The sequence below is a fragment of the Clostridium sp. 1001271st1 H5 genome, from assembly GCF_005845215.1.
Lineage (GTDB): Bacteria > Bacillota > Clostridia > Lachnospirales > Lachnospiraceae > Enterocloster.
On the sequence record NZ_SPHO01000020.1, the window covers coordinates 42,000 to 58,204 of the forward strand.

13 protein-coding genes are annotated in these 16,205 nt (G+C 49.9%); all 13 read left to right on the forward strand.

Going from position 1 to position 16,205, the window contains the following annotated elements; genetic code table 11:
- The 13 genes from FGS84_RS23815 to FGS84_RS23875 all read left to right on the forward strand — a co-directional run bounded on the left by FGS84_RS23815 (position 1) and on the right by FGS84_RS23875 (position 16,182).
- The gene (locus FGS84_RS23815; protein WP_138310808.1) at positions 1-1,218 is read left to right on the forward strand and encodes an aminotransferase class V-fold PLP-dependent enzyme; all 1,218 of its coding nucleotides are present in this window, start codon (positions 1-3) and stop codon (positions 1,216-1,218) included.
- Positions 1,218-1,658: a SufE family protein gene (locus FGS84_RS23820; RefSeq protein WP_138310809.1), complete on the forward strand. Its 441-nt coding sequence runs from the start codon at positions 1,218-1,220 to the stop codon at positions 1,656-1,658. The genes FGS84_RS23815 and FGS84_RS23820 overlap by 1 nt, the downstream gene beginning before the upstream one ends.
- Positions 1,659-1,709: 51 nt before the next feature.
- On the forward strand, positions 1,710-3,161 hold the full coding sequence (locus FGS84_RS31640; RefSeq protein ID WP_207739998.1) for a hypothetical protein: 1,452 nt from the start codon (positions 1,710-1,712) through the stop codon (positions 3,159-3,161).
- 14 nt (positions 3,162-3,175) lie between these two features.
- Positions 3,176-3,511: a cupin domain-containing protein gene (locus FGS84_RS23830; RefSeq protein ID WP_138310810.1), complete on the forward strand. Its 336-nt coding sequence runs from the start codon at positions 3,176-3,178 to the stop codon at positions 3,509-3,511.
- 355 nt (positions 3,512-3,866) lie between these two features.
- Positions 3,867-6,476, forward strand: a complete 2,610-nt coding sequence (locus tag FGS84_RS23835; RefSeq protein WP_138310811.1) for a cation-translocating P-type ATPase — start codon at positions 3,867-3,869, stop codon at positions 6,474-6,476.
- A gap of 113 nt (positions 6,477-6,589) precedes the next feature.
- Positions 6,590-7,186 (forward strand): cytidylate kinase-like family protein, encoded by a 597-nt coding sequence (locus FGS84_RS23840; protein ID WP_138310812.1) that lies wholly within the window; start codon positions 6,590-6,592, stop codon positions 7,184-7,186.
- Between the two features lie 102 nt (positions 7,187-7,288).
- On the forward strand, positions 7,289-8,590 hold the full coding sequence (gene guaA, locus FGS84_RS23845) for a glutamine-hydrolyzing GMP synthase (protein ID WP_138310813.1): 1,302 nt from the start codon (positions 7,289-7,291) through the stop codon (positions 8,588-8,590).
- Between the two features lie 91 nt (positions 8,591-8,681).
- A complete protein-coding gene (locus FGS84_RS23850) occupies positions 8,682-9,416 on the forward strand; it encodes a GNAT family N-acetyltransferase (protein WP_330640712.1) in 735 nt (244 codons plus the stop codon).
- Positions 9,417-9,857: 441 nt separating this feature from the next.
- Positions 9,858-11,219, forward strand: a complete 1,362-nt coding sequence (locus tag FGS84_RS23855; protein WP_138310814.1) for a sodium:alanine symporter family protein — start codon at positions 9,858-9,860, stop codon at positions 11,217-11,219.
- A gap of 157 nt (positions 11,220-11,376) precedes the next feature.
- The gene (locus tag FGS84_RS23860) at positions 11,377-11,766 is read left to right on the forward strand and encodes a VOC family protein (RefSeq protein WP_138310815.1); all 390 of its coding nucleotides are present in this window, start codon (positions 11,377-11,379) and stop codon (positions 11,764-11,766) included.
- A 131-nt stretch (positions 11,767-11,897) separates the two neighbouring features.
- Positions 11,898-12,620: a FadR/GntR family transcriptional regulator gene (locus FGS84_RS23865; RefSeq protein WP_138310816.1), complete on the forward strand. Its 723-nt coding sequence runs from the start codon at positions 11,898-11,900 to the stop codon at positions 12,618-12,620.
- A 405-nt stretch (positions 12,621-13,025) separates the two neighbouring features.
- Positions 13,026-14,741 carry a dihydroxy-acid dehydratase gene (ilvD, locus tag FGS84_RS23870; protein ID WP_347563882.1) on the forward strand — a complete coding sequence of 572 codons (1,716 nt, stop codon included), beginning with the start codon at positions 13,026-13,028 and terminating at the stop codon, positions 14,739-14,741.
- Between the two features lie 79 nt (positions 14,742-14,820).
- Positions 14,821-16,182 carry a gluconate:H+ symporter gene (locus tag FGS84_RS23875; protein ID WP_138310818.1) on the forward strand — a complete coding sequence of 454 codons (1,362 nt, stop codon included), beginning with the start codon at positions 14,821-14,823 and terminating at the stop codon, positions 16,180-16,182.
- Positions 16,183-16,205: the final 23 nt, after the last annotated feature.

A 16,205-nucleotide genomic window follows, 5' to 3' on the forward strand; every position in this document is an offset into this window, starting at 1 on the left:
ATGGATGCAGATAAAATCCGCAGGGATTTTCCGATTCTGGACCAGGAGGGTGGGCCCTTTGTCTATCTGGACAACGGGGCAACCACCCAGAAGCCCCAGGCTGTCATTGACCGTCTGTGCAGGTATTATTCCCAGGAGAATTCCAATATCCACAGGGGAAGTTATCCCCTGAGCAGCCAGGCGTCCCGCATGTATGAAAGGGCCAGGGAGACGGTCCGGACATGGGTGGATGCAGAGTATGCGGAGGAAATCGTCTTTACCAAGGGGTGTACGGAGTCAGTCAATCTGGCTGCCGCGGCTGTATTTGAGACATATGTCCGGACGGGGGACAATGTGATTGTCACTGAGCTGGAGCATTCCTCCAACTATTTCCCATGGAAAAGCCAATGTGAGAAAAAGGGCGCAGAGCTTCGGGCAGCCTTGGCAGAGAGCGATGGAAGCCTGAGGGCGGACGATGTGCTGGAGCTGGTGGACAGCCGTACCAGACTGATAGCCGTCACAGCCATGTCCAATGTGACGGGATTTTGTCCGGATGTGAACCGGATTATAAAGGAAGCCCACAGAAGAGGCGTACTGGTTCTGGTAGATGCTGCCCAGGCCATTGTGCACCAGGTCATATCCGTAAGGCGTATGGACTGTGATTTTCTGTGCTTTTCCGGTCACAAGCTATACGGGCCCATGGGAATCGGGGTACTGTATGGAAGGAAGGTATATCTGGAGGAAATGGCCCCGTATCTGTACGGCGGGGACATGGTGGTAAAAGGCGACAGGGGAGAGATTTCATATAAAAGGTCCTCCGGAAAATACGAGGCCGGCACCCAGAACATTGCAGGGGCACTTGGATTGGAGGCAGCCCTTGTGTATCTCCAAAGTCTGGGCATGGAGGAGATTCTTCGGTATGAGGCGGAACTGGGCGCATATCTGAGAGAGTGTCTGGAGGCGGTTAAGGGGGTACACATAATCGGGGAGTATGAAGGGGCGCTGCAGGTTCCGCCCATGGCAGTGTTTGAGGCTGATAACCTGGGAGCCTATGACATAGGCGTTCTGCTGGCCAATTACGGAATAGCGGTCCGCTGTGGTTCCCACTGCGCCTACCCACTTATGAAGCGCATGGGAAAGGAAAGCCTCTGCCGCGTATCCCTGGCTTTTTACAATACAAAGCAGGAGATTGCATATATGGCTGAACGGCTGGAACGTATCTGCGGGAGGGGAAGTTAATGGATGGGAGATACCAGAAGGATATGCATCAGATAGATATGCATGAAATGGACATGTTCCAGGCTGAGGCAAAACATATTGACAACCTTATCCAATTACAGGACCCAGGCTCCCAGTGCGAGTATCTTCTTATGCTTGGGATGGAAAAGCTTCCTTTGGACTCCCTGCGCGGGGACCGGTACAGGATTGGAGGATGCAGGACCGCAATCTGGGTCCGGGCAGAGAAACAGGACGGGAGGGTGCATTTTTCCAGTGACAGTGATTCCCTGCTGGTGCGGGGCGTGCTTTCCATTTTAGAAGAGCTGTACCAGGGAAGAACGCCGGAAGCCATAAAATCCCATCCCATGAAATTCCTGGATTATATATCCGACGATGTGATTTATCCTGAAATAAAGGAAAATGGATTATCAAAATGTTATGGGATATTAGCACATATGTAAAATAAAAAAACAATAGAAGCAATGAAAAAGGTATAAAAGGAGAAAACAATCATGAAGTATGCAATGGACGTTAAAGTTAACTTAAAACCGATTTTCAGCAATCTGGTACACACTGACTGGTGGGAAGGCCCTTGCCGGGTAGGTCCCATGGAAGAGGGGACGCCGGAGTTTGAACGCAGGGTAGGAAAGGAACAGTTTAAAATCTGGTACGAGGAATTACAGAACAACCTGGATTTGACCCGCTGCCATCTGATGGAGCCGGCCTACCTGGAATTTGACGAGAGCTTTGTGATGCGGGATTCTGAGTTTGACAAGCTGATGCCTGAAAACCATCAGGTGGATTTGTATCTGATTACATACCGCGTACCCGGAATTGAGCGTTTGAACAAGCCCATTTCCATGATTAATCTGGGGCCTACCCCCATCGACCTTGTGGGTTATTACAGGGATATCGGACTTGAGGCATATATGGCCCATGACTACGAGGAGTACAACCGCCTTCTGACCTGCCTCCAGGTGCGTAAGGCGGTTGCCAGCACAAAAATACTGATTCTGTCCAATTCCGAGCAGACGCCGGCGTCGGTTAATACCAGCTGCTGCGACCTGGTAAGCCTGTTTACACGGTACGGCATCCGCCATAACCGCATTGACTTCAGGCAGGTGTTTAACTATTTTGATGAGATACCGGCTGACGAGGGAATCCATCAGGAGGCCAGGGCTCTGATGGAAGGGGCGGATAAAGTGGATATCACAGAGGAATACCTGTGCAACGACCTGAGGTATTTCCATGCGGTGCGCAGCATGATGGAGCGCTATGACTGCAATGCATTCACCACCCCGTGCAAGGAGCTGTGTGCAAGCCGGCTGCCCCAGAAGAATAAATGTGTTCCCTGTATTACCCATTCCCTGAATAAGGATGACAGGATTCCGTCTGCATGTGAGGAGGACCTGGCTGTATGGATGGCCATGATGATGATGATGTACCTGACACGCCAGAGCGTGTTCATGGGGAATCCGGTGCTGGTGCTGGCAGGGAGCAAGACCCTGGAACAGCTGGGAATGCCTAAGCTTCTGACACAGCCCGGCCAGGTATTTGACCACGATGTGCTGGAAATCCACCACGCTGTGCCGGTGCGCAGGATGCGGGGTTTTGACCAGCCGGAGCAGAGCTATGAGCTGGCGCATTTTACCACCCAGGGCTGGGGCGCCCATTACCATGTGGATATGGCAGAGGAGGACGGACAGGTGGTTACATTTGGCCGGTTTAACCGTCAGGGAACCAAGATGATGGTGACTGTCGGCCATACACTGGGATGCGAGTTCCGCCCCGTATACTGCAGTCCTGCTGTGTATTACGAGGTAGAGGGCGGAGCCAGGGAGTTCCGCCAGGCATTGGCAAAGGGCGGTTACGGACATCACCAGGCCATTATTTACGGCAATCATGTAAAGGAATTACAGGAGCTGGGCGAAATCGTTGGTTTTGAGGTGGAAGTATTCCACTAATCAGGGAGAGGAACATGGCTTATTATCAGAGAAAGCAGGATGTAAACGAAATTGCGGCAGGAAATGGCCACGGTTCCTTTCCCCTTTTGGGAGAGAAACAGGGCTGTACCAACGGCTGCTGCGCCGGAATCAGCTATTATTCCCGCACAGAGTATACGCCGCCAGCAGTCCATGAGGACCAGGAGGGCTTCATGGTCCTGTCAGGACAGGGATGGGCCAAAATCGGGGAAGAGGAATTTTTCGTGGAACAAGGAACTGCATTTATAGCGCCTGAAGGTATGCCTCACCAGATGAAGAGCGCGGACAGCGGGGAACCCCTCACCCTGTTCTGGTTCCATGCCCAGCCTTAAGCGGATACATTCATTAAATTTTTAAAACCCCCTTGACATTTCCGAAAAAAAAGGATAAACTCAATGAAAATTCATAATGAATGCGGAACAGCTCGAAAGGGAGTAGTTTAGATATATTGTCAACAACCTCGGTTCCACCGGAACCTGGCAATATATGCCTTTACGGTTACAAGACTTTTATGCGTGGTTTGCAGATATGTTACATATCCTGGCAGCCATCCATAGAAGTCTTTTTTTGTGGGTTTCCTGGCAAAGGAACAGAGCAGATAATTGTTTTCTGCTGTGCTCCGGGCATTTTGGCGCAGGGATACGCGCATAATAGAGACTAAGTACTCAATAATGAGGAGGAAAGTACATGAAAGAATGGTATCAACAGACAAAAGAGGAAATACTCAGCCAGTTTCAGGTAACGGAACAGGGGCTGACCTCTTCGCGGGCAGAGGAAATCCTGGCTGAAAAGGGAGAAAATGTCCTGGAAGAGGGAAAGCGCAAAAGCACCCTGCAGGTATTTTTAGAGCAGTTCTGCGACCTGCTGGTGGTAATCCTGGTGATTGCAGCCCTTATTTCCATGGTGTCGGGCAATGCGGAGAGTACGGTGGTCATTCTGGCCGTCATCATCCTTAACGCCATCCTGGGAACAGTACAGCATGCAAAGGCAGAGAAATCCCTGGACAGCCTGAAATCCCTGTCATCTCCCAATGCCAAGGTGCTGAGGGACGGACAGAAGGTGGAAATCCCGTCTGCCAAGGTGGTTCCGGGCGATATCCTGTATCTGGAAGCAGGCGACCTGGTGGTGGCCGACGGAAGGATTTTGGAAAATTATTCCCTCCAGGTCAACGAAAGCTCCCTGACCGGAGAGTCCACCAATGTGGATAAGAGCGACGGTACCCTTCACACCGACTGCGCCCTGGCTGACCGGGCCAACATGGTATATTCCAGCGGCCTGGTGACCTACGGACGGGCGGTGGTGCTGGTAACCTCCACGGGCATGGATACGGAAATCGGCAAAATAGCTGCTCTTATGAATGCCACCAAGGAAAAAAAGACTCCGCTGCAGGTCAGCCTGGACCAGTTCGGCAGCCGTCTTGCTATGGCCATCATGGTCATATGCGCCCTCGTGTTCCTGCTGAGCCTGTACCGCAAGATGCCTGTGCTGGATTCCCTGATGTTTGCGGTGGCCCTGGCAGTGGCAGCCATACCTGAGGCGCTCAGCTCCATTGTGACCATAGTACAGGCCATGGGTACCCAGAAAATGGCCAAGGAACATGCCATCATCAAGGAACTGAAGGCTGTGGAGAGCCTGGGCTGCGTCTCTGTTATCTGTTCAGACAAGACCGGTACCCTGACCCAGAATAAAATGACGGTACAGAATATCTACACCAATGGACAGACCATTACCATAGACCAGCTGAACCTGAAGAACCAGCTTCACCGTTATCTTCTCTACGATGCCATACTTACCAACGATTCCTCCATTGTGGACGGAAAAGGTATAGGGGACCCCACTGAGTTTGCCCTGGTGGAAATGGGAAGAAAGGCAACTGTGGACGAAAACCTGCTCAGGGAGCTGATGCCCCGTCTGGAGGAGATACCCTTTGACTCAGACCGGAAGCTCATGAGCACCAAGTATGAGCTTCACGATGTGCCCACCGTACTTACCAAGGGCGCCCTGGATGTGCTTCTGGACCGCACCGTGAAAATCCGCATGGAGGAGGGAATCCGCGACATCACCCAGGAGGACAGGGACGCCATCCTTCAGAAGAATCTGGAGTTCTCCCAGGAGGGCTTAAGGGTACTGGCCTTTGGTTATAAGGAAGTTCCCGAAGATTACACCCTGTCCCTGGACAATGAAAATGACTTTATTTTCCTGGGCCTGATTTCCATGATGGACCCCCCGAGGGAGGAGTCTAAGGCAGCGGTTGCAGACGCCAAGCGGGCCGGAATCAAGCCGGTCATGATAACCGGCGACCATAAGATAACCGCCACAGCCATTGCAAAGCAGATTGGCATTTTTGAGGATGGGGATATTGCCATGACGGGCCGTGAACTGGACGCCATGCCGGAGGAAGAGCTGGACCGCAGGATTACGGATATATCCGTCTATGCCAGGGTCTCGCCTGAGAATAAAATCCGTATTGTGGATGCATGGCAGAGACGCGGCTCCATCACGGCCATGACCGGCGACGGGGTCAATGATGCGCCTGCCCTTAAAAAGGCGGACATCGGAGTGGCCATGGGCATCACCGGCACCGAGGTCTCCAAGGACGCGGCGGCCATGATACTGACAGATGACAATTTTGCAACCATTATCAAGGCTGTGGCCAATGGGCGCAACGTATACCGTAACATAAAGAACGCCATCAAGTTCCTGCTGTCAGGCAACATGGCCGGTATCCTTTCGGTATTGTACACATCCCTGGCAGCCCTGCCTGTACCCTTTGCGCCGGTGCACCTGCTGTTTATCAACCTGCTGACGGATTCTCTTCCGGCCATAGCAATCGGTATGGAGCCGGCTGAGAAGGATTTATTGTCAGAGGCGCCCAGAAACCCGAAAACAGGCATTCTGACAAAGGATTTCATGACTACCATCCTGACACAGGGCGGAATCATAGCTGTCTGTACCATGATTGCCTTCCACACAGGCCTTAGAAGCGGCAGCGCAGCCACAGCCAGCACCATGGCCTTTGCAACCCTGACCCTGGCCCGTCTGTTCCATGGATTTAACTGCCGCAGCAAGCACAATATATTCAAGCTGGGCTTTTCTTCTAATTGGTACAGCCTGGGAGCGTTTGCAGCCGGCGTAGTCCTGCTGGGCATTGTCATGTTCGTTCCGTTTATGCAGAACCTGTTTTCCGTAACACCGCTGACCCAAAGCCAGATAATAGATGTCTGTCTCCTGGCCGCAGTACCTACGGTGCTGATACAGATATTTAAGGTCATGAGAGATATTAAGCATAGGAAATAATGGGTAATTGTGGTATAATGTCCAAGTAGGCAATGAGCGGTGTACAGCGGCCCGGACCGGCCGGAACTCATCCTACCCAAAACAAACCAACCAAAGGAAAGGGGCGGTGCTTAATGGATAAGGTCATAACAGTAAGCCGCGAATTCGGAAGCGGAGGCCGTGAACTGGGGGTAAAGCTGGCTGAAAAGCTGGACATCCCGTTTTACGACAAGGAGTTAATCTCCATGGCTGCGGACGATATCAATATTGCAGAAGAGGCATTCCAGAATTACGATGAGCATATTGTGATTCACGACCCGTTAGACAGGCAGTATTACCATGCTTTTTCTGACATCTACAAGGTTCCCATGTCGGACCAGATTTTTGTGGCCCAGTCCAATGTCATCCGCAGGCTGGCTGCCCACGGTCCATGTGTTATTGTGGGACGGTGTGCAGACATGATTCTGGATGACAGCATTAACCTGTTTATCTACTCTAAGATGAGGGAACGGATAAAGCGTATGCTTGTCCTGGAACCAGGGTCTGATGAGAAGGAGATGGAGCGCCGTATCCGGGAGGTGGACCGGAAACGCAAGGAGTATTACCAGTATTACACCGGCAACACATGGGGCCGGGCCCAGAACTACCACTTATGTCTGGACAGCGGACTGACAGGGGTGGACGGCTGTCTGAGGGCGGTGCTGGCATATCTGGGAGAGCTGCCCGGGTAAACCCGCAGGGCAGGGTACGGTATGGATAAAAGTACCGGCGTTTCGGCTAAAACGAGAATTAAGCAGGACATTTTAAATTTCTAATAATTTAGGAGGCAGAAGATGAAACAGGATATGATTGTAATTCTTGACCTGGGAAGCACAGAAAACACAAAACTGGCCAGGGACATCAGGGAGATGGGGGTGTACAGTGAGATTTATCCCCACGACATCACAGCCAGCGAACTGAAGGAACTTCCCAATGTTAAGGGAATCATCATCAACGGCGGCCCTAACAATGTTGTGGACAAAATCCCCATAGATGTGCGCCCGGAGCTGTATGAGGCAGGATATCCGGTAATGGCGGCAGGCCATGCCGCAGCAGCCTGTGAGCGTTCCATACAGAGCTGGGATGAGGCTGACAGCGCTCAGGTTCTCCGTTCCTTTGTGTTCGATACATGTAAGGCCCAGGCTAACTGGAATATGAAGAACTTCATTTCCGACCAGGTGGAGTTAATCCGCCAGCAGGTAGGGGATAAGAAGGTGTTACTGGCTCTCTCCGGAGGCGTGGACAGTTCTGTGGTAGCTGCCCTGCTTATCAAGGCCATCGGAAAACAGCTGACCTGCGTCCATGTAAATCATGGTCTTATGAGAAAAGGAGAGTCTGAGAGCGTTATCGATGTATTTAAGAACCAGATGGATGCAAATCTGGTGTATGTGGATGCCGTGGACCGTTTCCTTGGCAAGCTGGCCGGAGTGGCTGACCCGGAGCAAAAGCGCAAAATCATCGGCGCTGAATTTATCCGCGTGTTTGAGGAAGAGGCCAGAAAGCTGGAGGGAATTGAATTCCTGGCTCAGGGAACCATATACCCGGACATCGTTGAGAGCGGCACCAAGACAGCCAAGGTGGTGAAATCCCATCACAATGTGGGCGGACTTCCTGAGGATTTGGACTTTACCCTGGTGGAGCCCCTGCGTCAGCTGTTTAAGGACGAGGTACGCGCCTGCGGACTGGAGCTGGGACTGCCTCACGCTATGGTATACCGCCAGCCCTTCCCTGGTCCCGGATTAGGCGTGCGCTGTCTGGGAGCCATAACCAGAGAGCGTCTGGAAGCTGTAAGGGAATCAGATGCCATTCTCCGTGAAGAATTTGCAAACGCCGGCCTGGACAAGACTGTATGGCAGTATTTCACCATTGTGCCGGACTTTAAATCAGTTGGAGTCAGGGACAATGCACGCTGCTTTGATTACCCTGTTATCATTCGAGCAGTCAATACAGTGGATGCCATGACTGCCTCCATTGAGCGCATAGATTACGATGTGCTGCAAAAGATTACAGACCGTATATTGAAGGAAGTCAAGAATGTAAACAGGGTGTGCTATGACCTGAGCCCGAAGCCTACGGCTACGATTGAGTGGGAATAACCGTTGAAACGGCGCAAACCCGCCCTGCTGAACGACAAATTCAGCAGGGCGGGTTTTACATACCCCCGGAGCCACAAGCGATTTATTGAAGATGGGGCTGATTAGAAGCGGCTATACTGACCTAACCCCAGAAGATGAAGTGGAAATGGCCAGCTTTATCTGGCCGATTGTCAGAGGAATCATCAGGACTGCGATTGAAAATCACCAAAAAGACCCCGGCTTGAAAAGGAGAAATACTGTGAATACGCCCAAAATAGAAACAGAACGTTTAATTTTAAGGAAATTTACAGGAGAAGATATTGAAGCACTGTTCCTTATCCTTAAAGATGAAGAAGTCAACAAATTTTTGCCTTGGTATCCCATGAAGGACATTGAGGAAACAAAGAAATTTTATATGGAACGATATGCTGCAAAGTATGCCCAGCCGCAGGCTTATGCGTATGCAATCTGCCTTAAAAGCGATAATTTTCCCATTGGCTATATTAATGTTGATATGGAGGAACATCACGATTTCGGTTACGGACTCCGAAAAGAATTTTGGCATCGGGGTATTGTTTCCGAAGCGGGCAAAGCTGTTGTGGAGCAGGTGAAAAAGGATGGCCTGCCGTATATTACCGCAACCCATGACAGAAATAATCCGAGAAGCGCAAATGTGATGAAAGCTTGCGGTATGAAGTATTGCTATACATACGAAGAACAGTGGCAGCCGAAGGACTTCCCCGTGCTTTTCAGGATGTACCAGCTCAATTTTGACGGCAATGAAGATTTCGTATATAAGAAATACTGGAATATGTACGAAAAGCATTTTGTTGAAGAAATATTTTAAAACCAATCCTACGTACAAAAATATCTTGTCAAGCAGAAAATTAGATAAGTTTAAAAAAAATATAAAATTAACTAAAATTCTATAAAAATTAAATAAATAATTATTGAATTTAAGGGTCGAATATGATAAAATAAAAACAATCTATAAAAATTCCTTTTTCTAACAGCGCTGGTATAGTTTTTTTCTTTATGAATAATCTAGTACCATGCTGGAGGATTCAGGGAAACTCCGGGGAGTTTCTGTGAGAGCGCGAAAGCGCAGGACAGATATAAGCGTCCATAAAATCTTCCATGCTCACAGGCAAAAGGGAGGCATACTTTCCCATCTATGGTGGGTGTCCCTATTGTATGTTTACATCCCGCTCCTTGGAGCGCTGATTATATCAGCACAAATAAAAATGCCGCGGTATGCGGCCAATTAAACGTATAGGGGGAATTAGGAATGGACGTTATTACAAATCTCGTAGCAAAAGGTAACAGTTTTCTCTGGAGTTTTCTGTTGATTGTTCTTCTGTGCGGCACTGGTATCTACTACACAATCCGCCTGAGATTCATCCAGGTGAGAAAGTTTACTGAAGGCTGGAAACTGGTATTCGGGCACCTCAGCCTTAATGGTGAGAAGCACGAAAAGGGTGAGATGACACCGTTCCAGTCAATCGCAACTGCAATTGCAGCCCAGGTTGGTACCGGTAACCTGGCAGGCGCTGCCACGGCTCTTTTAGGAGGCGGACCTGGCGCTATTTTCTGGATGTGGGTAAGTGCGTTCTTTGGTATGTCAACCATTTACGCAGAGGCAACTCTGGCTCAGAACTTTAAGACTGAGGTAAACGGTGAGGTAACCGGCGGTCCTGTTTATTACATAAAGGCGGCCTTTAAGGGCACCTTCGGCAAGGTCCTGGCGGGCTTATTTGCAATCTTTATTGTGCTTGCCCTGGGATTCATGGGCAACATGGTTCAGGCCAACTCCATCGGAGCTGCATTTACAGAAGCATTTGGAGCATTTAACATAACAATCTCACCAGTCATCATAGGCGTTATCGTGGCAGCTATTGCAGCATTTGTTTTCCTGGGCGGGACACAGAGGCTTGCATCCGTTGTTGAGAAGGTAGTTCCCATCATGGCAGGCGTGTACATTGTGGGAAGCCTGATTCTTATTATCATGAATATTGCCAACGTTCCTGCAGCCATTAAGATGATTTTTGTAGGAGCATTTGACCCGCAGGCTGTATTAGGCGCAGGCGCAGGTATTGCAGTAAAAGAAGCCATCCGTTTCGGCGTTGCCAGAGGTCTTTTCTCTAACGAGGCTGGTATGGGTTCCACACCTCATGCACATGCAAGGGCTACTGCGGAGAATCCTCATAAGCAGGGACTTTGCGCTATGATTAGCGTATTCATCGACACGTTTGTAATCCTTAACCTGACTGTATTTTCCGTACTGACCACGGGCGCTCTTGAGTCCGGAAAGAACGGTACTGCTCTTACACAGGCAGCTTTCATGAGAGGATTCGGCTCCTTTGGTATTGTATTCGTTGCAGTCTGCCTTTTCTTCTTCGCATTTTCTACGATTCTGGGCTGGCATTTCTTTGGCCTTATCAATGCGAAGTATCTATTTGGCGATAGTGCAGCAAAGATTTATTCCTTATTGGTAGTGGCTTGTATCATAATCGGTTCCGCTCTGAAACTGGAGCTGGTGTGGGATTTGGCAGACTTCTTTAATGGTCTGATGGTTATACCCAATGCCATGGCCTTGCTTGCCTTAAGCGGTCTGGTGGTACAGATATGTAATAAGTACAGTAGTAAATAACACCTGATACAGTAAAATAAATGGTATTTTTGCGGCAGCTTTTCCGGAATATCCGGGGGAGCTGCTGCTTTTTCTTTTCCTTTTTGCAGCGAATGAAAAATTTAGTTATTGGGAAGTATTTATGGTAAAAGAGAAAGCAGAAATGAGGAATTAAATCATGATTGACTCCATTGCAAAGATAACGCTGTATGTGAAAAATCAGAATGAAGCCAGGGATTTCTGGACAGAAAAAATGGGATTCATCGTGCGTCTGGAACAGCAGATGGGAGCTGGACAGAAATGGCTGGAGGTAGGGCCGGAATACGGAGGCGGGACATCCTTTGTCCTGTATGACAAAGAAATGATGAAGGCCCAGAATCCTGAAGTAAATGTGGGCCACCCTTCTGTCATCTTATGCACCGGGGACCTTGAAAGCGCCCATAGGGAAATGAAGGAGAGGGGGGTCCTGGCCGGGGATATCATGAGGATGCCTTACGGCAGCATGTTCCAGTTTTATGATATGGACGGGAATGTGTTTTTGCTGAGGGAGGAAGTCGGTACACATTAAGTTTCCGTGTAATTTCCAGGCCTGTTTTTCTGCGAAACGCCGTGCATGTATTTGTAAACCGGTATAAAATATGTTAGAATAAGTAGCATTAGAGCATACGGCGATAACCGGGAAAGGATGTAGTCAGGAGAATGCAGAAGTCCAACAAAGGAGAACTGTCCAACCTGAAAAGCAAACTGCTGGCAGAACAGGTTCAGGAGCAGATATATCAGTATATATTGGATACACCTATAGCAGTAGGCGCTAAACTTCCCAATGAATTTGAATTGGGAGACAGGTTCAGCGTGGGAAGGAGTACTATCCGGGAGGCGGTAAAGCTTTTGATTTCCAGAGGAATTCTGGAAGTCAGAAGAGGCTCCGGCACGTATGTGGTCAGCACCACGCCCATGGATATGGACCCCCTGGGCCTGGGCGCAGTGGAGGACAAGATGGCCCTGGCCCTGGATTTGGTAAATGTCCGTATCATCCTGGAGCCGGGAATCGCTGAGATGGCAGCGCTCAATGCAACAGAGGAGGACGTGGAGAAGCTGCGGAATCTGTGTGACAGCGTGGAGCGGAAGATAAAGATTGGGGACAGCTACATAGAGGACGATATTGCCTTCCATACCTGCGTGGCCGAATGCTCCAAGAATAAGGTGGTGGAGCAGCTGATTCCCATTATTGACACAGCCGTCCTTATGTTTGTCAATGTGACCCACAAAAAGCTGACGGACGAAACCATCATGACCCACAGGGCAGTGACAGATGCCATTGCAGAGCATGACCCCATTGGCGCAAAGACAGCCATGATGATGCATATGACCTTTAACAGGAATATGATTCGGCAGCTGATGAAGGATGGGCGTGAGGCATAGGGGTGGGTATATTGGAAATCGGCGATATGAAATATGAGTGACATTAAAAATCAGAAATATCAATAAGCAGTAATACCTATAAGATAAAGTATCTCCCGGAAACAGATAAAAGGGAATACTTATACTTATAGGTATTTTTTTGGTTAATTGAAAGAGGAAAATAAATACATCTGACGACTTTTTACGCTGACGTAAGACGCACAAGGCAAAAAAATAAGAAAAATGGGATATACTGGAAATTCAGCAGCGCGAAATTGTGTATAGTGCACAATTTTGCTAAATTCTTTTGACAATTAAGTAGAAAACAGGTCTGATGACTTGAAAGAATAATCCAGAAATGCTACTATAAAACTACAAAGAAGTCAGACGTCAGATGTGAAGAGAAAGAGGAGGCATTTTATGGAACTGAACAGTCAAAGAGTAAGAGCGCTGGCACCGGAGAACGACCCGTTAAAAATCGGCATGGGGTGGAAGGTGGAAGACCTGGACAAGCCGCAGATTATGGTTGAGAGTACATTTGGGGACAGCCATCCGGGCAGCGCCCATCTGGACCGGTTTGTAAACGAAGCCATGCGTGGAATTACGGATGCAGGCGGAAAGGGAGCCAGATATTTTACCACCGACATATGCGACGGCATTGCCCAGGGACATGACGGCATCAACTATTCCCTTGCACACAGGGACATGATTGCCAATATGATTGAGATTCACGGCAATTCCACTGGATTTGACGGAGGTGTGTTCATTGCCAGCTGTGACAAATCCGTACCGGCTTGTCTGATGGGACTGGCAAGACTTGATATGCCGTCCATCGTGGTAACCGGCGGCGTCATGGATGCAGGCCCTGACCTTTTGACCCTGGAGCAGATTGGCGCTTACTCTGCCATGTGCCAAAGGGGTGAGATTACAGAAGAGAAACTCACCTATTATAAGCACAACGCCTGTCCATCCTGCGGGGCCTGCTCTTTTATGGGTACTGCCTCCACCATGCAGGTCATGGCCGAATCCCTGGGTCTGATGCTCCCTGGCTCTGCGCTGATGCCTGCAACCTGTGAGGATTTGAAGGAAATGGCTTATAAGGCCGGACTTCAGGTTATGGAACTGGCCAGAAAGGGGCTTAAGGTAAGCGATATTGTTACCATGAAATCATTTGAAAATGCTATCATGGTGCATGCAGCCATATCCGGCTCCACCAATTCCCTGCTCCATATCCCTGCTATTGCCCATGAGCTGGGGCTGGAGATTGACGCCGACACATTTGACCGTATGCACAGAGGCGCCCACTATCTGCTGGATATCCGGCCTGCCGGGAAGTGGCCCGCACAGTTTTTCTACTATGCAGGCGGTGTTCCTGCAGTGATGGAAGAAATTAAGTCCATGCTCCATCTGGATGTGATGACAGTTACAGGAAAGACTCTGGGAGAGAATCTGGAAGAGCTTAAGGCCAATGGATTTTATGACAAATGCGACGGATACCTGAAAAAATGGGGTCTTAAGCGCACCGATGTTATCCGGACCTTTGAGGAGCCCATTGGAACAGACGGAACCGTGGCCATATTAAGAGGAAATCTGGCGCCGGAGGGTTCCGTGGTGAAACATTCAGCTGTTCCCAAGGAAATGTTTAAGGCGGTCCTGAAGGCAAAACCCTTTGACTGCGAGGAGGATGCCATTGAGGCAGTCATCTCCAGGAAGATACAGCCGGGAGATGCTGTGTTTATCCGGTATGAAGGACCTAAGGGGTCGGGAATGCCGGAAATGTTCTATACCACAGAGGCTATTTCCTCAGACCCGGAGCTGGGCAAGACCATAGCCCTTATCACGGACGGCAGGTTCTCCGGGGCATCCAAGGGACCGGCCATCGGACATGTATCGCCTGAGGCAGCGGACGGAGGGCCCATTGCACTGGTGGAAGAGGATGACCTTATCCGGATTGATATCCCGGAACGCGTACTGGAAATCATAGGCGTAAAGGGGAAGGAGCTTCCTATGGAAGAAGTGGAGCGGATTCTTGCAGAGCGCAGGAAGGCCTGGAAACCCAGGGAGGCCAAGTATAAGAAGGGTGTTCTTAAAATCTATTCCCAACATGCCGTATCCCCGATGAAGGGCGGATACATGGTCTGATTGCCGTAGCAGGAAAATATTAAGGTAAACATATAGGGAAAATAGGGATATTGTGTGAAATTATAGGAGGGTAATAAGTATGACAACAACGACTGCTGCAGCTCTGGACCCAACCAGACTGATTATCGCTGCCCTGGCAGGGCTGGTAATTCTGCTGCTTTTAATCATCAAATTCAAGGTCCAGGCAATGATTTCCATTCTGGTCGGTGCAGTGGCCATCGGCCTGATTGCAGGTATGCCGTTTGCAGATATCATCAGTTCTGTCAATGAAGGAATTGGCAGTACACTTAAGGGAATCGCCCTGCTTGTGGGCCTGGGTTCCATGTTCGGCTCCATATTGGAGATATCAGGAGGCGCCCAGACGCTGGCCGTTACCATGGTGAAGAAATTCGGCGACAGGAAGGCTGCCTGGGCCCTGGGAATCACGGGTCTTGTCATCGCCATGCCCGTATTTTTCGACGCAGGACTCATCATCCTGATTCCTCTTGCCTTTTCTCTTGCCAAGAGAACCAAGCGCTCCTCACTGTTTTACGCCATTCCCCTGCTGGCCGGTCTGGCGGTAGGCCACGCATTTATCCCGCCCACTCCAGGTCCGGTGCTGGTGGCCACCATGCTGGGCGTGGACCTGGGATGGGTCATCATGATAGGCATTGTGTGCGGTATCTTTGCCATGATAGTGGCCGGCCCCATATGGGGAACCATCTGCGGAAATAAGTACGATGTTCCGGTTCCGGAACATATTGCAAACCAGGAGGATTTTGACGAATCCAAGCTTCCTAAATTCGGGACAATTGTGGGAATCATATTGATTCCATTGGTTCTTATCATTCTGAATTCCATTGCAAAGGTGGTTCCTGCCCTTGCCTCTGTACAGCCTGTATTGGGATTTCTGGGCGAGCCCTTTGTGGCCCTTACCATTGCAACCATTGTGGCCATGGTTCTTCTGGGGTACCGCCACGGATACAGCAATGAGGAGCTGGAAAAGGTACTGACAAAGTCCCTGGAGCCTACCGGACTGATTCTCCTGGTAACAGCCTGCGGCGGCGTGCTCCGGTTCATGCTTCAGAACTCCGGTCTGGGTGATGTGATTGGCAATGCAGTGTCCTCAGCATCCCTTCCGATTGTGGTAGTGGCGTTTGTGGTGGCTGCCCTGGTGCGTATCTCTGTGGGTTCTGCGACCGTAGCCATGACCATGGCTGCCGGTATCATTGCAGCCATGCCGGAGATTGCAACCCTTTCCCCTCTGTACCTGGCCTGCGTCACGGCAGCAGTAGCAGGAGGCGCAACGGTTTGCTCCCATTTTAATGACTCTGGTTTTTGGCTTGTGAAATCACTGGTAGGGCTGGATGAAAAGACCACTCTCAAGACATGGACCATCATGGAGACACTGGTGGGCGGTACCGGATTTGTGGTAGCCCTTATCATATCCTTCTTTGCATAAGGATGGATGGTGTGGTTATATAC

Excerpts from the sequence above, each read along its gene's own strand:
- FGS84_RS23815 (WP_138310808.1), top strand. The coding sequence starts at position 1 with ATGGATGCAGATAAAATCCGCAGGGATTTTCCGATTCTGGACCAGGAG.
- FGS84_RS23820 (WP_138310809.1), top strand. The coding sequence starts at position 1,218 with ATGGATGGGAGATACCAGAAGGATATGCATCAGATAGATATGCATGAA.
- FGS84_RS31640 (WP_207739998.1), top strand. The coding sequence starts at position 1,710 with ATGAAGTATGCAATGGACGTTAAAGTTAACTTAAAACCGATTTTCAGC.
- FGS84_RS23830 (WP_138310810.1), top strand. The coding sequence starts at position 3,176 with ATGGCTTATTATCAGAGAAAGCAGGATGTAAACGAAATTGCGGCAGGA.
- FGS84_RS23835 (WP_138310811.1), top strand. The coding sequence starts at position 3,867 with ATGAAAGAATGGTATCAACAGACAAAAGAGGAAATACTCAGCCAGTTT.
- FGS84_RS23840 (WP_138310812.1), top strand. The coding sequence starts at position 6,590 with ATGGATAAGGTCATAACAGTAAGCCGCGAATTCGGAAGCGGAGGCCGT.
- guaA (WP_138310813.1), top strand. The coding sequence starts at position 7,289 with ATGAAACAGGATATGATTGTAATTCTTGACCTGGGAAGCACAGAAAAC.
- FGS84_RS23850 (WP_330640712.1), top strand. The coding sequence starts at position 8,682 with ATGGGGCTGATTAGAAGCGGCTATACTGACCTAACCCCAGAAGATGAA.
- FGS84_RS23855 (WP_138310814.1), top strand. The coding sequence starts at position 9,858 with ATGGACGTTATTACAAATCTCGTAGCAAAAGGTAACAGTTTTCTCTGG.
- FGS84_RS23860 (WP_138310815.1), top strand. The coding sequence starts at position 11,377 with ATGATTGACTCCATTGCAAAGATAACGCTGTATGTGAAAAATCAGAAT.
- FGS84_RS23865 (WP_138310816.1), top strand. The coding sequence starts at position 11,898 with ATGCAGAAGTCCAACAAAGGAGAACTGTCCAACCTGAAAAGCAAACTG.
- FGS84_RS23875 (WP_138310818.1), top strand. The coding sequence starts at position 14,821 with ATGACAACAACGACTGCTGCAGCTCTGGACCCAACCAGACTGATTATC.